The 19,767-nt window shown below is 63.4% G+C and carries 20 protein-coding genes; 10 read left to right on the top strand and 10 right to left on the bottom strand.

Features of this window, described 5'->3' with window-relative positions; translation table 11 throughout:
• Positions 1–90: 90 nt before the first annotated feature.
• From ykgO to QTJ18_RS17750, 4 genes are all read right to left on the bottom strand, one after another.
• Positions 91–216, bottom strand: coding sequence for a type B 50S ribosomal protein L36 (gene ykgO, locus QTJ18_RS17765; RefSeq protein WP_165217824.1), 126 nt, complete (start codon positions 214–216; stop codon positions 91–93).
• A gap of 146 nt (positions 217–362) precedes the next feature.
• Positions 363–1,421, bottom strand: coding sequence for a 5-(carboxyamino)imidazole ribonucleotide synthase (locus tag QTJ18_RS17760; RefSeq protein ID WP_252752696.1), 1,059 nt, complete (start codon positions 1,419–1,421; stop codon positions 363–365).
• The gene (gene purE / locus QTJ18_RS17755; protein ID WP_252752905.1) at positions 1,418–1,885 is read right to left on the bottom strand and encodes a 5-(carboxyamino)imidazole ribonucleotide mutase; all 468 of its coding nucleotides are present in this window, start codon (positions 1,883–1,885) and stop codon (positions 1,418–1,420) included. The genes QTJ18_RS17760 and purE overlap by 4 nt, the downstream gene beginning before the upstream one ends.
• 50 nt (positions 1,886–1,935) lie before the next feature.
• A complete protein-coding gene (locus tag QTJ18_RS17750) occupies positions 1,936–2,139 on the bottom strand; it encodes a YdcH family protein (RefSeq protein ID WP_252752697.1) in 204 nt (67 codons plus the stop codon).
• Between the two features lie 492 nt (positions 2,140–2,631).
• On the opposite strand from QTJ18_RS17750, the gene QTJ18_RS17745 reads away from it, so the two are divergent.
• A complete protein-coding gene (locus QTJ18_RS17745; RefSeq protein ID WP_252752698.1) occupies positions 2,632–2,808 on the top strand; it encodes a YdcH family protein in 177 nt (58 codons plus the stop codon).
• Between the two features lie 113 nt (positions 2,809–2,921).
• Here the strand turns inward: QTJ18_RS17745 and QTJ18_RS17740 are convergent, their stop codons facing one another.
• On the bottom strand, positions 2,922–3,185 hold the full coding sequence (locus QTJ18_RS17740; protein ID WP_252752699.1) for an ArsR/SmtB family transcription factor: 264 nt from the start codon (positions 3,183–3,185) through the stop codon (positions 2,922–2,924).
• A gap of 129 nt (positions 3,186–3,314) precedes the next feature.
• Positions 3,315–4,088 (bottom strand): sulfite exporter TauE/SafE family protein, encoded by a 774-nt coding sequence (locus QTJ18_RS17735; protein ID WP_252752700.1) that lies wholly within the window; start codon positions 4,086–4,088, stop codon positions 3,315–3,317.
• 264 nt (positions 4,089–4,352) lie between these two features.
• On the opposite strand from QTJ18_RS17735, the gene QTJ18_RS17730 reads away from it, so the two are divergent.
• From QTJ18_RS17730 to QTJ18_RS17700, 7 genes are all read left to right on the top strand, one after another.
• The gene (locus tag QTJ18_RS17730) at positions 4,353–5,018 is read left to right on the top strand and encodes a thiamine phosphate synthase (protein WP_252752701.1); all 666 of its coding nucleotides are present in this window, start codon (positions 4,353–4,355) and stop codon (positions 5,016–5,018) included.
• An 8-nt stretch (positions 5,019–5,026) separates the two neighbouring features.
• Positions 5,027–6,301: a tetratricopeptide repeat protein gene (locus QTJ18_RS17725; RefSeq protein ID WP_252752702.1), complete on the top strand. Its 1,275-nt coding sequence runs from the start codon at positions 5,027–5,029 to the stop codon at positions 6,299–6,301.
• A 237-nt stretch (positions 6,302–6,538) separates the two neighbouring features.
• Entirely contained in the window at positions 6,539–7,339 is an 801-nt protein-coding gene (locus QTJ18_RS17720) for an inositol monophosphatase family protein (protein ID WP_252752703.1), read from the top strand.
• A 261-nt stretch (positions 7,340–7,600) separates the two neighbouring features.
• Entirely contained in the window at positions 7,601–8,641 is a 1,041-nt protein-coding gene (locus QTJ18_RS17715; RefSeq protein ID WP_252752704.1) for a flagellar motor protein MotA, read from the top strand.
• Positions 8,642–8,643: 2 nt separating this feature from the next.
• Entirely contained in the window at positions 8,644–9,675 is a 1,032-nt protein-coding gene (locus QTJ18_RS17710; RefSeq protein WP_252752705.1) for a peptidoglycan -binding protein, read from the top strand.
• 319 nt (positions 9,676–9,994) lie between these two features.
• On the top strand, positions 9,995–11,635 hold the full coding sequence (locus tag QTJ18_RS17705; protein ID WP_252752706.1) for an FAD-binding dehydrogenase: 1,641 nt from the start codon (positions 9,995–9,997) through the stop codon (positions 11,633–11,635).
• Positions 11,636–11,956: 321 nt separating this feature from the next.
• A complete protein-coding gene (locus QTJ18_RS17700) occupies positions 11,957–13,846 on the top strand; it encodes a methyl-accepting chemotaxis protein (RefSeq protein ID WP_252752707.1) in 1,890 nt (629 codons plus the stop codon).
• A 266-nt stretch (positions 13,847–14,112) separates the two neighbouring features.
• Here the strand turns inward: QTJ18_RS17700 and QTJ18_RS17695 are convergent, their stop codons facing one another.
• Entirely contained in the window at positions 14,113–15,852 is a 1,740-nt protein-coding gene (locus tag QTJ18_RS17695) for an ABC transporter transmembrane domain-containing protein (protein WP_252752906.1), read from the bottom strand.
• A gap of 261 nt (positions 15,853–16,113) precedes the next feature.
• On the opposite strand from QTJ18_RS17695, the gene rpmE reads away from it, so the two are divergent.
• Together rpmE and QTJ18_RS17685 are read left to right on the top strand one after the other, a co-directional pair.
• Positions 16,114–16,335 (top strand): 50S ribosomal protein L31, encoded by a 222-nt coding sequence (rpmE, locus tag QTJ18_RS17690; protein WP_252752708.1) that lies wholly within the window; start codon positions 16,114–16,116, stop codon positions 16,333–16,335.
• Positions 16,336–16,674: 339 nt separating this feature from the next.
• Positions 16,675–17,694: a D-alanyl-D-alanine carboxypeptidase family protein gene (locus QTJ18_RS17685; RefSeq protein WP_252752709.1), complete on the top strand. Its 1,020-nt coding sequence runs from the start codon at positions 16,675–16,677 to the stop codon at positions 17,692–17,694.
• Positions 17,695–17,812: 118 nt separating this feature from the next.
• On the opposite strand, the gene rcdA is transcribed toward QTJ18_RS17685, so the two are convergent.
• The 3 genes from rcdA to QTJ18_RS17670 all read right to left on the bottom strand — a co-directional run bounded on the left by rcdA (position 17,813) and on the right by QTJ18_RS17670 (position 19,720).
• Positions 17,813–18,325: a protease adaptor protein RcdA gene (gene rcdA, locus QTJ18_RS17680; RefSeq protein ID WP_252752710.1), complete on the bottom strand. Its 513-nt coding sequence runs from the start codon at positions 18,323–18,325 to the stop codon at positions 17,813–17,815.
• A 367-nt stretch (positions 18,326–18,692) separates the two neighbouring features.
• Entirely contained in the window at positions 18,693–18,884 is a 192-nt protein-coding gene (locus QTJ18_RS17675; protein ID WP_252752711.1) for a DUF1192 domain-containing protein, read from the bottom strand.
• A gap of 11 nt (positions 18,885–18,895) precedes the next feature.
• Positions 18,896–19,720 carry a TIGR00282 family metallophosphoesterase gene (locus QTJ18_RS17670; protein WP_252752712.1) on the bottom strand — a complete coding sequence of 275 codons (825 nt, stop codon included), beginning with the start codon at positions 19,718–19,720 and terminating at the stop codon, positions 18,896–18,898.
• Between the last annotated feature and the right edge of the window lie 47 nt (positions 19,721–19,767).

Here is a 19,767-nt window from a genome sequence, read left to right as displayed (position 1 = left end):
TGCGGGACGATAACCCGCATGCGCTCTAACTCAAACCGAAAAATCCCTGCTGTCAGGAACGTGATCCGGCTCCGGCAAAACCGGACGCGATCAGCCCTGACGGGCCTTGAAGCGCGGGTTCTGCTTGTTGATGATGTAAACGCGGCCCTTGCGGCGAACCAGACGGTTTTCGCGATGACGAGCCTTAAGCGCTTTGAGCGAGTTCTTGATCTTCATGTCTTTGATCCGCGTATTCGATGGCGCTTAGGCCACACAGTCTTTGTACAATGAAAAGAGCGCACGAGGCGCTCTCTTAGGATGCACGGCTGATACAGGTTCGATATCGGCCTGTCAACCACAGGAGCCCTGCGCAACAGGCCATTTCACCGCAAAAGCTCGGTAACATGTCCCATTTTTCGCCCCGGACGCGCCTCGGCCTTGCCATAGAGGTGGACAAGCGCGTTTGGACGGGCAAGCCAGAAGGGTACGTCTTCGATATCGTCCCCCAGGAGATTAGTCATGATGCAATCGGAGTGACGATGCGGATCGCCGAGCGGCAAGCCGGCGACGGCGCGAATATGCTGTTCGAATTGCGAGATGGCGCAGGCAGCCTCCGTCCAGTGACCGGAATTGTGCACCCGCGGCGCGATCTCGTTGGCGATCAGACGCCCATCGGCCATCACGAAGAATTCCATGCCGATCACGCCGACATAATCCAGCGCGACCAGCAGACGTTCTGCCGCCCCGCGTGCCGCAAAGCCGGTCTGTTCTCCGATCCTTGCGGGAAGGGTGGAGGTGTGAAGAATGCCGTTGCGGTGGACATTCTCCGCCGGATCATAGGCCTTCACCGCGCCATCGCGCCCTCTTGCGGCGATCACCGAGACCTCGCGCTCGAATTCGACCAGGCTTTCCAGAATGAGGGGAACGGAGCCCATGGCGGCAAAGGCGCCGGCGGGCGTGTCGCCTGCGGACCGGAAGACCTGCTGGCCCTTGCCGTCATAGCCGAGACGACGGGTCTTCAGCACGCCGCAGCCGCCGAAATCCGCAAGCGCCTGCTCCAGGTCCTGTTGCGAATCGACGGCATGGAACTTCGCCGTCTCGATGCCGCAGCTGTTGAGGAAGCGCTTTTCCGTCAGGCGGTCCTGAGCTACATCGAGGGCCTTGGGCGGCGGAAAGACCGGGCAGAGGGCGGCAAGCCGCTCGGCTGCCGCGACCGGCACGTTTTCGAACTCATAGGTCACGACCCGGCACTGGCTTGCCAGCGCCGAAAGGGCGGCCGGATCGTCATAGGCGGCGACGATCTGGCTATTGGCCACCTGCGCGGCCGGGCAATCGGCCTGCGGTTCCAGGATCACGGCGCGGAAATTCAGCCTTGCGGCGGCAATGGCCAGCATGCGGCCAAGCTGGCCGCCGCCGATAATTCCAATGGTCTCAAGCGTCATGGCGCCTCGTCGATAGGATAATCCGCGACAGAGGCCGTCTGCCGCGCGCGGTATTCATCCAGCCGATCGGCCAGATCGTCGTCGGAAAGCGCCAGAACGGCGGCGGCGAGAAGGGCGGCGTTCACCGCACCGGCACGGCCGATGGCCAGGGTACCGACGGGGATGCCGGCCGGCATCTGCACGATGGAATACAGGCTGTCGGTTCCCGACATGGTCTTGGACTGCACGGGAACGCCGAAGACCGGCAGCGGCGTCATGGCGGCGACCATGCCGGGCAGATGGGCGGCACCGCCGGCACCGGCAATGATGATCTGGAAGCCTTCCTCGCGCGCGCCCTTGGCAAAGGCCACCATGCGGTCCGGCGTGCGATGGGCGGAAACGATCCGGGCCTCGTAGCCCACATCCAGCAAGTCCAGCGTGTCTGCGGCATTTTTCATGGTTTCCCAGTCGGACTGGCTTCCCATGATAATGGCTACCGGCGGTCTCTCCTGCGGCACGCTTTCGTCCTCCGTCGTCACGCGATGATGTCGGGAATGATCTGGTCTTCGAGCTGGCTCATCTTGTCCTTGATGACCAGCTTCTTCTTTTTCATACGCTGGATGCGCAGGGCCTCGCAGCCCGTTGCGATCATGGCGTTGATGGCGGCGTCGTAATCTTCATGCTCCTGGCGCAACCTTGCGAGCGTGAGCCGGATATCCGCCTGTTCCTGATCAGCCATTTCCTTTTTGTCCCCACTCTTCATTCCGGTCTTGTCCACGCCGGGGAATGCACGCAAGCTCCTAGCATCAAACCTTTGAAACGACCAGAACCAATCGACAGGCAAACCGCCCGCGGCTGATTCGTGCGCCCCCGCCCGTCAAAGACCGGGCAGGCCTCACGCGATCCACCTGTTTTGCGAGCGCGCGGCAACCGCATCGATCCTGAGATTCGCGTCTGGTTGGCGCCGGCGCAGCGCCTGTTAAAGACGCCTCTCAGAGGACAGATCCTGCCTTTTTCCGGCGGATTCCACCAGTTTTCGCGGCTTGAAACAGGCGTATCGCACTGCTGACGCGGCATTCACGCGGATTTAATCACGATCATCGAATTGCCGTCATGAAATCACGATTTCGCCTTCGACAAAGCGGGGCGATCGTGTCACAGTTCTGTTGCAAACCTGATGCCATCGGCTCACGGGGAGCTGGTGGCCGGAGAACAAGGAAGGACGTGCCACATGACCATTCAGGCTCATATCGAATCGCTTGAAAAGAAGCACGGCGCTCTTGAGGAGGAGCTCCAGGATACGCTTGCCTCTCCATCTGCGGATGATCGCACGATCGCGGAGCTGAAGCGCCGCAAGCTTCGTCTGAAGGACGAAATGCAGCGGCTGCGCCAAGACACCCGTCATTGATCTTTTCATGCTCGAAATGAGATGAACGTCATGCAGGTCGCCGCCATCCCGTCGCTTGTTGGGCGGCGGCCTGCCCCTTTCGACTATCGGAGTTTTTGAACTTCGCCCGGGCTCTATCGCGCCCAGAACTGGTCCAGCCAGATATTCAGCCTGTTGAAGCCCTTGCCGTTGACGGCATAGACCCGTCGCGTCCCTTCCGAGGTGACGGAGACCAGATTGCTGTCGAGCAGGGCTTTGAGATGTTGCGAGACCGCCGGCCGGCTGATCGGCAGGCCCTTTGCCAGTTCGTTGACGGTGCGCGGCCCACGCCTCAACTCCTCCAGCAGGTGACGCCGGTGAGGGTCTGCGATTGCTGCAAAAGGGTCGCTTGTGGCCATGCAGGAAAGCTATGCCAAGTTTCCCATGCGGGCAAGCGGATTGTGCAGCGCAAAATCTGAGAGAAGCTTCCGCAAAACCCGGCCATCAGGCACAGGCTTGCCTGTCGGGCCCGACGAGAGCCGTCCCTGTCAGACGATGACATCCCACAGCAGTTTCAGCGAAGCGAGCAGGCCAAGCCCGTAGGCGAGCGGATAGAAGACATCCGGTTTCAGGCGGCGCACGATCGCCGCGCCGGCTATGGTCGCCACCAGCGCCACCGGCAGGAGCGTGACGGAGGCGGCGAGATTGCGGGTGTCGAGCGCCCCGAGCGCGACATAGGGTATGACCTTCACGGCATTGATGAGCGCGAAGAACCGGACGCTGGCGCCGGTGTAATCCTTCGGATCGAGCTTCAGCGGCAGGGCGTAGATCTGGAAGGGCGGGCCGCCGGCATGGGCGACGAAGCTGCCATAGCCGCACAGCGTTCCCCAGCCGATGGCCGGCAGCCAGCGCGGCGGCTTGGCAGGCACGATGCTGGCCGATGATGGTCCGTAGGTCTGCCAGTAGTAACGCGCCGCAAACAGGATCATCGAGACGGCGATGACGAGTCGCAGGGCATCCGGATGGACGAGCGCCGACGTGGCCCAGCCGAAGGCGACGCCGAGCAGGCCGCCCGGCAGGAACATCAGGAACAGCTTCCGGTCGTAATGATGGCGCCAGGCATAGAGCGCCACCACGTCCATCACGATCAGGATGGGCAGGAAGATCGCCGCAGCGTCGATCGGGCTGACGACCAGGGCGAGAAGCGGCACGCCCATCAGCGCGAAGGCGCCACCGAGGCCGCCTTTCGACAGGCCCACAAGGGCGACGGCAGGAATGGCGGCAGCGAAGAAAACGGGGTCAGGAAGGGCGAAACCGAACATGGACGAGGTCTGACATGGCAGGAGAGTTGATCGCGAAGCTTGACCGGTCTATCGGGTTTGCCGCAGGAAGACGACCCATCATTGGCATCCCGACGCATTTTTGTAAGATGATGTCCATGAAAGCGCCTTCTGCATCCGTCATGCGGGCCGGTGACGGGCGGCTGTGCCGCAACCAACCGGCACCATTCCGCCCGACGCGCATAAAGCCGGCGTCTGCCGCCAAATAGGAATAAGCCGGCGGCCTGCCGCCAGATGGGAATGAAAATGACACTTGCCGAGGATCGCTGCCGCCTGGTTCTGGTCGTGCCCGAGGGAGAGGGAGAGGGGGCGAATGACGCAGCCCTTGCCGAAGCGCTGTCGCATGCCTTGCGCGGCGGCGACGTCGCCTCCGTCATCCTGCCGCAATATGACCTCTCCGATCAGGCCTTCCAGACCCGTGCCGAGCAATTGGTGCCGATCATCCAGGAGGCCGGGGCTGCCGCGCTGATTGCCGGCGACAGCCGGGTGGCCGGACGGGTGAAGGCCGATGGCCTGCACATGACCGGCAGCATGGAAGAGCTTGCCGAAACGATCGAGAAATTCACGCCGAAAATGATTGTCGGCGCCGGCCAGGCCACGGATCGGCACAGCGCGCTGGAAGTGGGCGAGGCGCGGCCGGATTACATCTTTTTCGGCAAGCTCAACGGAGACATCAAGCCGGAAGCGCATCCGAAGAACCTGGCGCTGGGCGAATGGTGGGCATCGCTGGTAGAAATCCCCTGCGTCGTGATGGGCGGCACGGATCTCTCCTCCGCCCTTGCCGTTGCGGAATCCGGGGCCGAATTCGTGGCGCTGCGCCGTGCCGTTTTCGATAGTCCCGCGGGGCCTGCGGCGGCCGTGGCGGAAATCAACGCGATGCTGGACGAAAAAGCGCCACGGTTTGGCGCTTGAAGGGTTTCATGTCGCACATTGTCCGCCTTTTCGCCGCAACTGCCCTCCTTGCCGCGCCGGCCAGCCTCCTGCCCGGTCTGGCCGGGCCCGGTCTGGCCCAGACTCCGGGGGTGGTGACTCCGGGCTTGGAGACTCCGGGTGCGCAAGACCTGGATGCGCAAGACCCGGCTGCGAAGGCCACCGAGCGAGCGGTGACGCGGCCGCTCGAACAGGTGCCGGCGCCGTTGGACAAGGCAGATCCGGACGCCACCGGGGAGGGGCACCAGTCAGACAAGCCCGGCAGCCAAACGGAAAGCCAGACAGGAAATCAGACGGGTAATCAGCTGGGAGGCGGGCAGGATCCGTCCCGCAAGGGCGGGCGGCCGGGCGAGCAGCCTTCCAGCGGCATCACGCTTCTGGAGCGCATGGGAACCTCGCTCCCGCCGCTGCCGCCGGAAAAGCCTTATGACGGGCCGATCGACGAGGCCTATGGAGCCTATCAGCGCGGCCTTTATGTGACGGCGCTGGCAAAGGCCCTGCCGCGCGCCGAGAAGGGCGATGCCGTGGCGCAGACGCTGGTGGCCGAGATGATGTCGCGCGGGCAGGGCATCCCGCATGATCCGAAGGCGGCGGCCTTCTGGTATGGCCAGGCGGCAGAGCGCGGCGATCCGGCGGCCATGTTCCACTATGCGCTGATCTTGATGCAGGGGCGTTTCGTGCCGCGCGACAAGGCCAAGGCCGATGATTACATGCGCCGCGCCGCAGAGGCGGGCAATGCGTCGGCGCAGTTCAACTGGGGGCAGATCCTGGTATCGGACAATCCCGGCGAGAAGGGGCTGAAACTCGCTCTGCCGTTTTACGAGAAATCCGCCGCTCAGGGCATTTCGGATGCGCAATATGCGGTGGCGCAGCTCTATCTCTCGCTCAATGCGCTGCCGGAGGAAAAGCGGGCAAGGGCCCGCGAATGGCTGGAGCGTGCCGCCAAGGCCGGCTTCGACACGGCCCAGCTGGATATGGGCCTCTGGTATGTCAACGGCATTGCCGGCGAGCGTGATTACGACAAGGGCTTCCAATGGATGCGCACCGCGGCCATGCGCGGCAATGTCGTGGCGCAGAACAAGCTTTCGCACCTGTATATCAATGCGCTCGGCACCCGTCCCGATCCGGTCGAGGCGGCCAAATGGTATGTGCTGTCTCGCCGCGCCGGCCTTTCGGATCCGGTTCTGGAGGATTTTTACCTCGGCATCGAGGATGAGCAGCAGAAGCAGGCGATCGAGGCGGCAAACCGGTTTCGGCGCGGCTGAGCGGCGTGTTCGCCGCGCAGGACGCTGACCAAGGTCGGCCGATTCCGGCGGTCAGGCTCCCGCAAAACTGAAGCATTGGCGGGGCAAACCACGGTACAAACCTTGAGTGCCAGCAGAGCCTGAGGCGCTTGCGACTTGAATTCCGGCGTGTTTTGTGGTTTTCGAACGCGGCTATTCAAAAGAAAACAGCCACACACGGTCCCTGACGGCAGGGACGCCTCCCAAGGATTTCCCCCTATGGCCCGTTCCGCCCTTCTCAACGTCATGGTCCAGGCTGCGCTGAAAGCCGGCAAATCGCTCGCACGCGATTTCGGCGAAGTGCAGAACCTGCAGGTGTCGGTCAAGGGGCCGAGCGATTTCGTGTCCCAGGCGGATCTGAAGGCAGAGAAGATCGTCTATGACGAACTAATGAAGGCGCGTCCCACTTACGGTTTCCTGGGCGAGGAAGGCGGCGAGGAAAAGGGCACTGACGGCTCGCATCGCTGGATCGTCGATCCGCTGGACGGCACCACGAATTTCCTGCACGGCATTCCGCAATTTGCGGTGTCGGTGGCGCTGGAGCGCAATGGGGAGATCGTTGCCGGCGTCATCTTCAATCCGGCGACCGACGAACTCTTCACCGCCGAACGCGGCGGCGGCGCCTTTCTCAACGATCGCCGGCTGCGGGTGGCGGCAAGACGGGTGCTCTCCGATTGCGTCATCGGCTGCGGCGTTCCGCATCTCGGCCGCGGCAATCACGGCAAGTTCCTGGTGGAGCTGCGCCATGTCATGGGCGAAGTGGCCGGCGTGCGCCGCTTCGGCGCGGCCGCGCTGGATCTCGCTTACGTGGCGGCCGGCCGCATTGACGGCTTCTGGGAAACCGAGCTGTCGCCCTGGGATATTGCCGCGGGCCTCATCCTCATCCGCGAGGCGGGCGGCTTTGCGAGCGATATCAAGGGCGGCGCCGATATCTTCGCGCATGGCAGCGTCGCGGCCGGCAATGAACTCATCCACAAGCAGCTGATCGAAGTGGTGAACCGGCCCATTCCGCGCCAGTAAGCCGGCAGCATCCCGCAAAAGCCATGACGGCAGGTCCCGACCGCCCCCTGGTGGCAGGGAGAGGGGCAGGGAGAGGGCCAGGGACAGGGCCAGCCCTGGGAGGCGGCCTGGGGGAGGCAGGTTCTTGCCCTGTGCTTTGCGGGCGCCTGTCTTTTGCGGACAGTCTTGGAAAACTTGGAGCTTTCCGACGCTGCGTCACTTCAATTCGTCTCATTTTTGCACTAGCCTCCGGCCACTTACGGTACGGAGGTGGTGTGCGTTATGGTGAATGATACCCTCGGGGATGTGAACGGTTCCGAATTGGCACCCCGCAATCATGGGTACAAGCTCTCGAACCCGGTGCCCTTCCTCTGGACCATGGTGATCTTCCTGATCATCGTCGGCTTCATCGTGGCGATCCTCTACCGGCAGGCCCACACTGCCTTCGTCACCAATCCGGGCCTCAACGGCCTCATCCTCGGCGTTCTGGCGATCGGCATCATCCTGATCTTCACGCAGGTGATGAGCCTCATCCCGGAGGTACGCTGGTTCAATTCCTTCCGCGCCGCGGGCAGTGCCGATCGCGTCGGCCGCGATCCGAAGCTTCTGGCCCCGATGCGGGCGCTGATCGGCCGCAGCCAGAAAGTCGCGCTTTCGGCGCCGCTGCTGCGCTCCATCCTCGATTCGATCGGCACCCGGCTGGATGAATCGCGGGATATTTCGCGCTATCTCATCGGCCTGCTCGTCTTTCTCGGCCTGCTCGGCACGTTCTGGGGCCTGATCGGCACGATCGGCTCGATCAGCGAGGTGATCCAGGGGCTCGATCCGAATTCCGGCAATGGCAATGATGTCCTGTCGGCGCTGAAAAGCGGGCTCACCGCGCCGTTGGCCGGCATGGGAACGGCGTTTTCCTCCTCGCTTCTCGGTCTCTCCGGCTCGCTCATCCTCGGCTTTCTCGACCTGCAGGCCGGGCGCGCGCAGAACCGCTTCTATACCGAACTTGAAAACTGGCTCTCCTCCGTGACGGAAGTGGATGGCGAGGCTGCAGTCGTCGATCCGGCCGCCGGACACACGTCGGACGAGCTTCGCCGCATTGTCGAGCAGCTGCGCAAGCTGGTGACGGCCCAGACCAAGGCTGAAGCCGGCCAGACGGAAAAATCGCTGGCGGCGATGAGCAATCTTGCCGAAGGCATCCAGGGCCTGGTGAAGAACATGCGCAACGAGCAGCAGATGCTGCGCGACTGGATCGAGGCGCAGCAGGAAGAATCAAAGGCCATGCGCCGGACGCTGGATCGCCTTTCCGACAAGATCGGAGGAAAATAGGCATGGCGCTTTCCCGCAATCGCCGCCGGGAACGCGGTGTCGATTATTGGCCGGGCTTTGTCGACGCGCTGTCGACCCTGCTTCTGGCGATCATGTTCCTGCTGACGGTCTTCGTGCTGGCGCAGTTCATCCTGGGGCGCGAGATTACCGGCCGCGACGAGGTGCTGACGCGCCTCAACAGCCAGATTGCCGAGCTGACGGAACTGCTGGCGCTGGAAAAGAGCGGCAAGCAGGATATCGAGGACAATCTGGCCAATCTGCAGGCCTCGCTCGCGCAATCGGAAACCGAGCGCTCCCGCCTCCAGGCGCTTCTGGATCGCGGCGCGGGCACATCGGATGCCGCCAATGCACGGATCGGCGATCTGACGCAGAAACTCTCCGACGAGCAACAGGCCAGCGCCCGGGCGATGAGCCAGGTGGAATTGCTGAACCAGCAGATCGCGGCGCTGCGGGCCCAGATCGCCGCCGTGGAGCAGGCCCTGCAGGCCTCGGAAGCAAAGGACCAGACATCGCAGGCCCGCATTGCCGATCTCGGCCGGCGCCTCAACGTGGCGCTGGCTCAGCGCGTCCAGGAGCTTAACCGATACCGTTCCGATTTCTTCGGGCGCCTGCGGGAAATCCTCTCCGACCGCGAAAATATCCGCATCGTCGGGGACCGCTTCGTCTTCCAGTCGGAAGTCCTGTTTCCCGTCGGCGGTTCCGAGCTGGACGAGGCCGGACGGGTGGAGATGGACAAGCTTGCCCAGGCGATCATCGAGCTGGCGCAGGAAATTCCGGCTGAAATCAACTGGGTACTGCGGGTGGACGGCCATACCGATAATTCGCCGCTGACCGGAACAGGCCGCTATCGGGACAATTGGGAACTTTCCTCGGCGCGCGCCACGTCGGTGGTCAAGCACCTGATCTCCCGAGGCGTTCCTGCCAATCGGCTGGTGGCGGCGGGTTTTGGCGAATATCAGCCGATCGCCGAGGGCGACACGCCGGACACCCGCTCGCAGAACCGGCGCATCGAACTGAAGCTTACCGAACGCTGATCGCGCGCCATGGCCCGCCATCGGGATTCAGGGCCTGCAGACCTGCGCGGCACAGCCTGGAGCCTGACGAGAGCCTGACAAGCGCATGACAAAAGCCTGGTAAAAGCCTGACCGGAGCCCGGCCGAGGCACCGCGGGCCGCATATCTTTTCCCGTCCGCTCCGTTCCCGTCCGCATGCACTTTCGCTCAAACGAGGTTCCGGCCGAGACGCGCGAACGCGCCTTCGTGCAAATGCGGCTCTGCCAAAAGTCCCGGGCAGCGTGCTTGCTCCGGTCTTACCTTTGCGTAAAAGTAAGAGGGTTCGTTCTGGGAGGGCCGCATGGAGGAGTTCGATGTCATCATTGTCGGCGCTGGCCTGGCGGGCCTGGTTGCCGCAACCGAAGCCTGCCGGCGCGGCCGGCGCGTCTGCCTTGTCGATCAGGAAGGGCCGCAGACTCTGGGCGGCCAGGCCTTCTGGTCGCTGGGTGGGCTTTTCCTCATCGACAGTCCGGAACAGCGGCGCATGCGCATCCGCGACACTCTGGACCTCGCCCGCCAGGACTGGCTGGGTTCGGCAGCCTTCGACCGGCCGGAGGATGACTGGCCTCGGCAATGGGCGGAGGCCTATCTGAATTTTGCTGCCGGCGAAAAGCGCAGCTGGCTGCACCAGATGGGCATGCGCTGGTTTCCGGTCGTCGGCTGGGCGGAGCGCGGTGGCGGTCTTGCGGATGGGCACGGCAATTCGGTGCCGCGCTTTCATGTCACCTGGGGCACCGGACCCGGTGTGCTGGCGCCCTTCATCGCCCGGAGCGAAGAGGCGGTGCAATCCGGGCGGCTGACACTGCGCTTCCGCCACCAGGTGGACCGGCTGCTGGAGGAAAGCGGCCGGGTGATCGGCGTTGCGGGCAGCCGGCTGGTCGATGATCCTGTGCCGCGTGGCGCAAAGAGCGCGCGCGATGTGACCGGCGATTTCGAGTTTCGGGCGTCTGCCGTGATCGTCGCCTCCGGCGGCATCGGCGGCAATCTGGATCTCGTGCGGCGCCACTGGCCGCAGGCGCGGCTCGGCGTGCCGCCGCGCGACATGGTCTGCGGCGTGCCGGCGCATGTCGATGGCCGCATGATCGGCATTGCGCAGGATGCGGGGGCGGCAGTGATCAATCCCGACCGCATGTGGCATTACACGGAGGGTGTCAGGAACTGGGATCCGATCTGGCCCCGCCACGGCATCCGCATTCTGCCCGGCCCGTCCTCCTTCTGGTGCGATGCGGATGGCAACCGGCTGCCATCGCCCGCAATGCCGGGCTTCGATACGCTTTCGACGCTCAGGATCCTGCGCGAACGCCAGTCCGATTATAGCTGGTTCATCCTGACCAAGGCGATCATCAAGAAGGAATTCGCGCTGTCGGGGTCCGAGCAGAATCCGGATCTCACGGGCAAGTCCATCCGGCTCCTCATGAAACGGCTGGGCCGCAACCCGCCGGGCCCGGTGCAGGCCTTCATGGACAAGGGCGAGGATTTTGCCGTTCGCGACCGGCTGGAGGATCTCGTTCCGGCGATGAATGCCATCAGCGGCGAGGACCGGCTGGATGCCCGGCATATCCGCGCCCAGCTGGAGGCGCGCGACCGGCAGATCGACAATCCCTTCGCCAAGGATCAGCAGGTGACAGCCATTCGCGGCGCGCGGGCCTATCTGGGGGACAGGCTGATGCGCACCGCCAGGCCGCACCGGCTGCTCGATCCGAAAGCCGGGCCGCTGATCGGCGTGCGCCTGCATATTCTGACGCGCAAGACCCTGGGCGGCATACAGACCGACCTTTCGGCGCGGGTGCTGGGTGCGGACGGCGCGCCTGTGCCGGGTCTCTATGCCGTGGGAGAGGCGGCCGGCTTCGGCGGCGGCGGCATGCACGGCTATAGCGCCCTCGAAGGGACCTTTCTCGGCGGCTGCCTGTTTTCCGGCCGCATTGCCGGGCGCAGCGTCTGACCCGGACGGCGGCGCACTAATCAGCCGCGCCGCCTCGTGCCACGGCACTATCTGGCCATCGGTCATTCTTTGAATATTAACCAAACATCGCCGACAGTCTGGCTATCTATACTTATGATGACAACAAAACGATATGATAATACAGATATAAATTTGTACATATCTCTCTAAACGCAAATAAAATCATGTCAATACATCCGATTATGCATTCCACCTGTTAAAGCATCCACCGCTTTCGCCCGCGCGCTCCGGTCAGGTCGGCCCGCGCATTTGGAGATCTATATGAAAACTTTAGGTAATTTGAAAGTTGGATTGAAGTTCATGATGTCGGCCGGGCTCAGCCTGGCGATCCTGTGCGGCATGGCGGTGAACCAGTATGTCAGCATCAACAGCGTCAATCAGGCACTGGCGGTGGTCGATCGGGAGCAGACGATTCTCGATGGGATTTCCGGCAGCCAGCTCGTCCTCGCCAATATGATGAACATCATTCAGGTTGCCAAGACGTCGGCGGCAAGAGACGTCGATATCGGCAAACTGAAAGAGGAGGCGGCCGGGGCCGCAGAAGGCCTGGCGACGCCGATCAAGATCGCGATGAAGCCGGACGTGCTGATCGATATCCGCGACGGGTTGCAGACGCTCAGCGAGACCGTCGAGGCAACGGAGCGGAAAAATCCGAACTCGCCACTGCCGGAAGAAGAGATCAAATCCATCGTGGTGAAGATCCGGTCGGCGATTGAAAGCTCGGTGTCCAATGCCCGCAAATTCACCGCCGCCGCGAAGGTGGACTTGGAGAACCGGGTCAGTTTCTCCAACACCATGGCCTATTCCTTCATGGCGGGCATCATACTGGTGCTGATCCTGTCATCGCTTTTCCTGATCATGACTGTCGTGCGTCCGATCCGGTCGATGACGCAGATCATGCAGAAGCTGGCTGAGGGCGACACCAGCGTCGAGATTGGCTTTGCCGAGCGGCGGGACGAAGTCGGCCAGATGGCCGGCGCGATCGAGATCTTCCGCCAGGCGGCCGTGACCAACAAGCGCCTGGAGGTGGAGGCCGAGACGAGCCGCCGCTCTGCCGAGGCCACCCGCATTGCCGATCAGCAGCGCGCCGAAGCGGACGCGGCCGAGCGCATGCGCGAAGCGACCTCCGGCCTTGCCGCCGGGCTCAAGCGCCTGGCCGCCGGCGACCTGTCCTTCCAGCTCGATCAGGCTTTCTCCGCCGAGTTCGAGGGGCTGCGCATCGACTTCAACACCTCCATCGCGCAACTGGCGGAGACGCTTGCCACGGTGTCGCGAAGCGTGACGAACATCACGACCGGCAGCCAGGAAATTTCCGGCGGCGCCAATGATCTTTCGAAGCGGACGGAGCAGCAGGCCGCCGCGCTGGAAGAAACGGCTGCCGCCCTCGACCAGATCACCGCCAATGTCTCGCTCTCGTCCAAGCGTTCGGAAGAGGCGCGCCAGGTGGCCGAGGAGGCCAATGCCTCGGCCGCCCGCTCGGGAGAAATCGTCGACGAGGCGGTGGATGCCATGAGCCGGATCAAGCAATCCTCCAGCCAGATTTCCAACATTATCGGGGTCATCGACGAGATCGCCTTCCAGACCAATCTTTTGGCGCTGAATGCCGGGGTCGAGGCGGCCCGGGCAGGGGATGCCGGCAAGGGCTTTGCCGTCGTCGCGCAGGAGGTTCGCGAACTGGCGCAGCGGTCCGCCCAGGCGGCGAAGGAAATCAAGGGATTGATCCAGACCTCCTCATCGGAGGTGGAAAACGGGGTGAAGCTGGTGTCGGAAACCGGTGCGGCCCTTCGCTCGATCGGCGAATTGATCGTCAGCATCAATGGCCATATGCAGGCCATCGCCACCTCGTCGCGCGAACAGTCGACGGGACTTGCCGAGGTCAATACAGCGGTCAACCAGATGGATCAGACGACCCAGCAGAATGCCGCCATGGTCGAGGAAACCTCGGCGGCAGCCGGCAGCCTGGCAACGGAAGCCGACAAACTGCGCGAGATGATCAGCCAGTTCAACCTCGGCAGCATGGGCATGGATGCGTCTCAATCCCTGCGTCGCACTGCGGCGCTGATGGCCAGGCCGGCGTCAGGCCGCAATGCGGCGCCGGCGGAACCGGCAGGGCGAAACGCGCCCGTGGCGCAGGCGGCGGGCCGCAAGCTCGCCTCCGGCTCGGCGGCGCAGGCCTGGTCGGATTTCTGACGGTCAATCAGGCGGCGTTCGCCCGGACCGCATCGGTTCTCTTGGCTGGAGCCGGTGCGGTCTATGCGAAGAGGCTTCGGCAAGATCCGGAACCCTTGCGATATTGGATATGACTGCCGCAGCGTGCGTGCATCACGGCAGGATCGGTTTCAGAAGACAGGCAAGCGGCGGCGATGCGGCTTGCCTGTCCGGCATTGGGCGGCAAGCGTGGCGGATGTCGGCGCGTGTTGCGCACTTTGATGCAATTTATGCCGTAAAGGCCGGATCTATTGCGCGGCCAGGATGCCGGGCGTGCTGCCCGCGTTGAATTGCAGCCGCGCCAGGCTGGCATAGAGCCCGTTGCGCGCCACCAGATCGGCATGCGTGCCTTCCTCGACGATCCGGCCATCCTCCATCACCAGAATGCGGTCCGCCTTCAGGACGGTTGCCAGCCGGTGGGCGATGACGATCGTCGTGCGTTCGCGCATCAGCCCGTCCAGTGCCCTTTGCACCAATGTCTCGCTTTCGGCGTCCAGGGCGGAGGTCGCCTCGTCGAGCAGCAGAACCGGGGCGTTTTTCAAGATGGCGCGGGCAATGGCGATGCGCTGGCGCTGCCCGCCGGACAGGGTGATGCCGCGTTCGCCGGCCATCGTGTCATAACCCGCCTCCAGGCGGGAGATGAATTCATCGGCCTGGGCGGCAATGGCCGCCTGCCGGACCGCCTCCCGGCTGGCGCCGGCCGTGCCGAAGGCAATGTTATCGTGAATGGAGGCGGCGAAAATCGTCACATCCTGCGGCACGATCGCAAGCCGGGCGCGCAGGTCGGTCAGCCGCGCCGCACGCAGATCCACGCCATCCAGGGTGATCTTTCCCTGGGTCGGGTCGTAGAAGCGCAGCAGCAGCGAGAGGATGGTGCTCTTGCCGGCGCCGGAAGGGCCGACGATCGCAACGGTCTCGCCGGCCCTGACCGAGAAGGAAAGGGCATTCAGCGTGACCATGCTGACGCGCGAGGGATAGGCGAAGGAGACATTGTCGAAAGCGACATCGCCGCGGGCCGGCACCGGCAGGGCGAGCGGATTGTCCGGATCGCGGATCTCCGGCACTTCGCGCAGCAGTTCCGTCAGGCGTTCCGCCGCGCCGCCGGCCTGGGAGAGCTCTCCCCAGACTTCCGAAAGCTGGCCGAGCGAACTGGCGGCGATGACCGAATAGAGAACGAACTGGCCGAGCGTGCCGGGGCTCATGGTGCCGGCCAAAACGCTCTGCGCGCCGTACCAGAGCACGCCGACAATGCTGCCGAAGACGAGCAGGATGGCAAAGCCGGTGAGGAAGGCGCGCGAGCGTATGGCCGAGCGCGCGGCATCATAGGCGGCTTCGACGGCCGTGCCGTAGCGCGCGGCCGCCATGTCCTGCGCATTGAAGGCCTGGACGGTGCGGGCGGCGCCCACGGTTTCGGAGGCGAAGGCGGAGGTGGCGGCAAGCCGGTCCTGCGCGGCACGGGCGCGTCCGCGCACAGAGCGGCCGAAGCCGACCAGCGGGAAGACGATCAGCGGAATGGCGGCGAGCACCAGTGCCGAGAGCCTGGCGCTGGTCAAAAGCATCATGCCCATGGCGCCGAGACAGAGAATGACGTTGCGCAGCGCCTGCGATGCGGCCGAGCCGAAGGCGGATTTGATCTGCACCGTATCGGCGGTGAGGCGCGAAACAATCTCGCCCGACTGGTTGACATCGAAGAAGGAGGGGGAGAGCGCGGTCACCCTCTGGAACACCTCCCGCCGCAGATCCGCGACCACCCGCTCGCCAATCGTGATGACGTAGAAATAGCGCAGCGCGCTGGACAGAGCGAGCAGCACCGCCAGGCCCATCAGCATGGCGAAATAGCTGTTGATGAAGCTGCCGTCGCTGGCAGCGAAACCGTGATCGATCATCCGCCGCACGGCCAGCGGCAGCGCCAGCGTCGTGGCGGCGGCAAGGGCCAGGAAGCAGCAGGCGGCCAGCACCAGCGACTTGTAGCGCAGCACATAGGGCATGAGTCGCAGCAGGGGTTGCGGTGTGCGGCGGGTCTTGTCGGTCTTGGTCTGAATATCGCTCACTGTCTGCCCAGTTTCTGCCCCGGCAAAAGCCCCGGCAACAGGCGGGTCCGGGTACTTGTGCTTTCGGAGACCTTCCTGTATAGGCTCCGCATCAAATTGGGAAGCCGTCGCCGGTTCCGGTGCACGGCTTCATTTACGAACTAGGGGCCTTCGCTGCAATTGCGACAAATGGACCCCGCACAGCAGGAACGAAGTGTCATGAAGGCCAATATCCATCCCGATTACCACCTGATCAAAGTCGTCATGACCGACGGCACCGAATACGAAACCTACTCCACCTGGGGTTCGGAAGGCGCGGTCATGAACCTGGAAATCGACTCCAAGTCGCATCCGGCCTGGACCGGCGGCAATCAGCAGCTGATGGACCGCGGCGGCCGCGTTTCCAAGTTCAACAAGCGCTTCGGCGGCCTCGGCCTCTAATCGATCCGCTTTGTTGTCCGGGGCTTGGCGCCCTGTGACCATGCCGAATCCTATCGCGACCGTCCGAAGCCTGCTTCGGGCGGTTTTCTGCGTCGTGCAGCATCCCCGGCGCGGCAATCGCCTGCGCGTGGCGGGCAGGGCGCCTCGCGGGCGGAAGCAGCCAGGGCAGAAGCAGGACCGGGGCGGCGGGCATCTTGCGGCCATGCGCCTGACGGCCTATCACCATGCGAGCTTCAACCAGTGGCTGGTCTTCACCCTTGTGCCGGTTTTATCCCCGCGTAAGGCTTTTCAAGCGCCGCTGCCCTTCTTTCGCCGCGCTTGTCGCTTTTCAGGGTGCCCATGACTTATTCCCTTCCTCATCGCTTTTCCGCCATTCCCCTCTCTTCGTTTGCCCGGCTCGATCCCCGCCCTCTGCTCTTGCGCGGCTTCTCCCGAGGTCTCGCCCGCAGCGTGATCTTGGGGCTGACGCTCACCGCATCGCTTGCAGGCGCTCTGCCGGCCTTGGCGGGCCAGGCGCGGCTGCTGGTGGATGCCCGCACGGGCGCCGTTCTCGAATCGGAAAATGCCGAGGCGCTGAACTATCCGGCCTCCCTGACCAAGATGATGACGCTGTATCTGACCTTCGAAGCGCTGCATGACGGCCGCTTCACCTGGGATACGCGGCTCACAATGTCGGAAAACGCCAATGGCCAGGAGCCCTTCAAATTCGCCATCGGCGCCGGCAATACGATCAGCGTGCGCGAGGCGGTGACCGGCATGATCGTGCTGTCGACCAATGATGCAGCCGTGGCCGTGGCCGAGGCTCTGGCGGGCTCGGAGGCGAAATTCGGCGAGGTGATGACGGCAAAGGCCCATCAGCTCGGCATGCGCCAGACCGTCTTCCGCAATCCGGCCGGCCTGCCGGATGCGGCGCAGGTGACGACGGCGGACGATCTGGCCAAGCTCGGACTGGCGCTGATGCGCGATTACCCCGAAGAATTCAAGCTCTTCTCCCAGAAGCGCATGGTCTTCCGCAGCATGAAACTGCGCGGCCATAACGGCGTCCTCAACACCTATCCCGGCGCAACCGGCATGAAGACCGGCTATACGCAAGCCTCGGGCTACAATCTCGTCACCAGCGTCGAGCGCGACGGTCACGTTCTGGTTGGCGTCATCCTGGGCGGCAAGACGGCGCAGGACCGCGACAACGAGATGAAGGCGATGATGGATCGGCATCTGCCACCGCTTCCGGCGCCGGCCATGACGCTATCCTCCGGCAAGCTCCCGGCTGCCGATGGGCTGGCGACCGAACCGGGGACCGATGCATCGACGTCCAAGCCGGCGACGGCCTCGATCGCCGAGCCGGCGGCGCGGCCTTAGAAAAGGGCGCCGGGATCTGCAGGCAATAGCTGCCGGGCCACCGGTCTGGCAGGCAGAAAAGATGAGGCGCCCGCCATGGCTATGGCGAGCGCCTCATTCATTACAGGGTGATGTCTGCTCAGTTGGCGACGAAAGCGGTGCGCAGCAGGTCAAGCTGGGCGCGGACGCCGTTTTCATTGTCCGGCTGGATCGCATCCTGCGGACGGTAGATTTCCCGGTCCAGCAGCGCCACGCGGTTCTGCAGGCGCAGCGAGCGCTCGACGAGATCACGGAAGGCTTCCGGCAGATCGCCCCAGCCCGGCGCCATCCGGTCGACATTGAAGCCGTCGAGGCGCACCTTGCTCTTTTCCGAGAGAACCTGGTCGTAGCTCATCTCGCCATTGTTGACGGCGCGCTGCAGAAGCAGCCAGGAGGCCATCTGCATCAGGCGCGTCGTAAGCCGCATGGATTCGGCGGCGTAAAGCACGGTTGCCTGGCGCGGCAACACCTTGGAGGCGGCGCGGCCCGGACCGTCGAGATAGGCTGCTGTTTCTTCGACCAGCGACATGCCCTCCGAATACAGCGCCTTGAACTGCGGCGAGCTAGCGGCGCGGCCGGCGAAACTGACGGTATTCAATACCTGTTCTGACATCGAGATAATCCTGCTAACGCATCCACTTGGACAGGCAATGAAGGAGCGGCGAAAAGGTTCCGCTTTCCTTCGTTCGTGCTTCGAAGATGATACCAGTAGCGGATTTCCGCAAGCCAATTCTTAAAGAAGGGTTAATTCCCACAGTTTACACGGGGTCCGGGCCGATTATTTGGCTGGGAAAAAGAAGAGCCGCGGGTGCGGCTCTCAAGGTAAAACAGGGAGAAATCAGACCAATTCGCCGACTGGAGAAACCGTCTGAGCCCGGACGAACCGAGCACAATCATCATTATCGAAAATGCTTAATGCCTGGTTAAGAAAGAAGAGCCAAGTATAGTTTTCGCTTGCCATGCGCAATTCTTCACGGGATTTACCGCTTGAAGAAGCCGTCCGCCGCCTTGCGTCCGGCCTCCTTGGCGGCGCGCTCCGTCTGCAAGCGTACAATCTCGTCTTGCAGCGCCGAAATACGCCTGTCGAGCTCCTCCACCGACAGTTCGGAGAGGTCCGAACCGATCTCATGGGTGCTTTGCTTTTTCGGTTTTTCATCGTCCAGAAAGCTCATTGTCGTCTCCTTCATCGCCAGAAAGACGGAATGGTTTCAGCCAGTCTCGGGCCGATCCGCAAGGGCTCGATCTTTTCTGCGAGACCGGTCGAGTCAGAGATCTCCACGCCGACGCCGCAGATGGTCGCCGGTCCGGAGGCGGCCTCGAACCGGCCCTTCGGCATTTTCGAGATGAAGCGGTTCAACGGCTCCTCCTTTTCCATGCCCAGCGAGCTATCATAATCGCCGCACATGCCCGCATCGGACATATAGGCCGTGCCGCCGTTCAGGATCTGGTGATCGGCCGTCGGGACATGGGTATGGGTACCCACGACGAAACTGGCACGGCCGTCGACGAAATGGCCGAAGCACTGCTTCTCGCTTGTTGCCTCGGCATGGAAATCGAAGATGATCGCATCGGCCTGTTCCTTCAGCGGACAGGCGTCCAGAATGGATTCGGCGCTCTTGAAGGGATCGTCCAGCTCCGGATGCATGAAGACGCGGCCCATGATATTGGCCACCAGGATGCGCGCTCCGTTGCGGGCGTAAAACAGGCCGGAGCCGCGGCCGGGCGTTCCGGCCGGGTAATTGGCGGGCCGCAGGAACTGGTCGTGCCGGCCGGCAAAGGCCACCGCATCCTTCTGGTCCCAGACGTGATTGCCGGTGGTCACCACATCGGCGCCGGCATTCACGGTTTCAAGGAAGATATCTTCGGTTATGCCAAAGCCGCCCGCAGCGTTTTCGCCGTTGACGATGACGAAATCCAGACGGAGGTCGGAGATCAGGCCCGGCAGGCGATCCCAGACGGCCGTCCGGCCCGTCTTGCCTACCATGTCGCCGAGAAAGAGAAGTCGCATGCCAGTCCAATCAAGAGTTCGCGGTAACAATGTGCGATCAGGTTCGT

Source organism: Rhizobium sp. SSA_523 (assembly GCF_030435705.1).
In the GTDB taxonomy this organism is placed as follows: Bacteria; Pseudomonadota; Alphaproteobacteria; order Rhizobiales; family Rhizobiaceae; genus Neorhizobium.
This window is presented reverse-complemented; position numbering and strand designations above follow the sequence as displayed.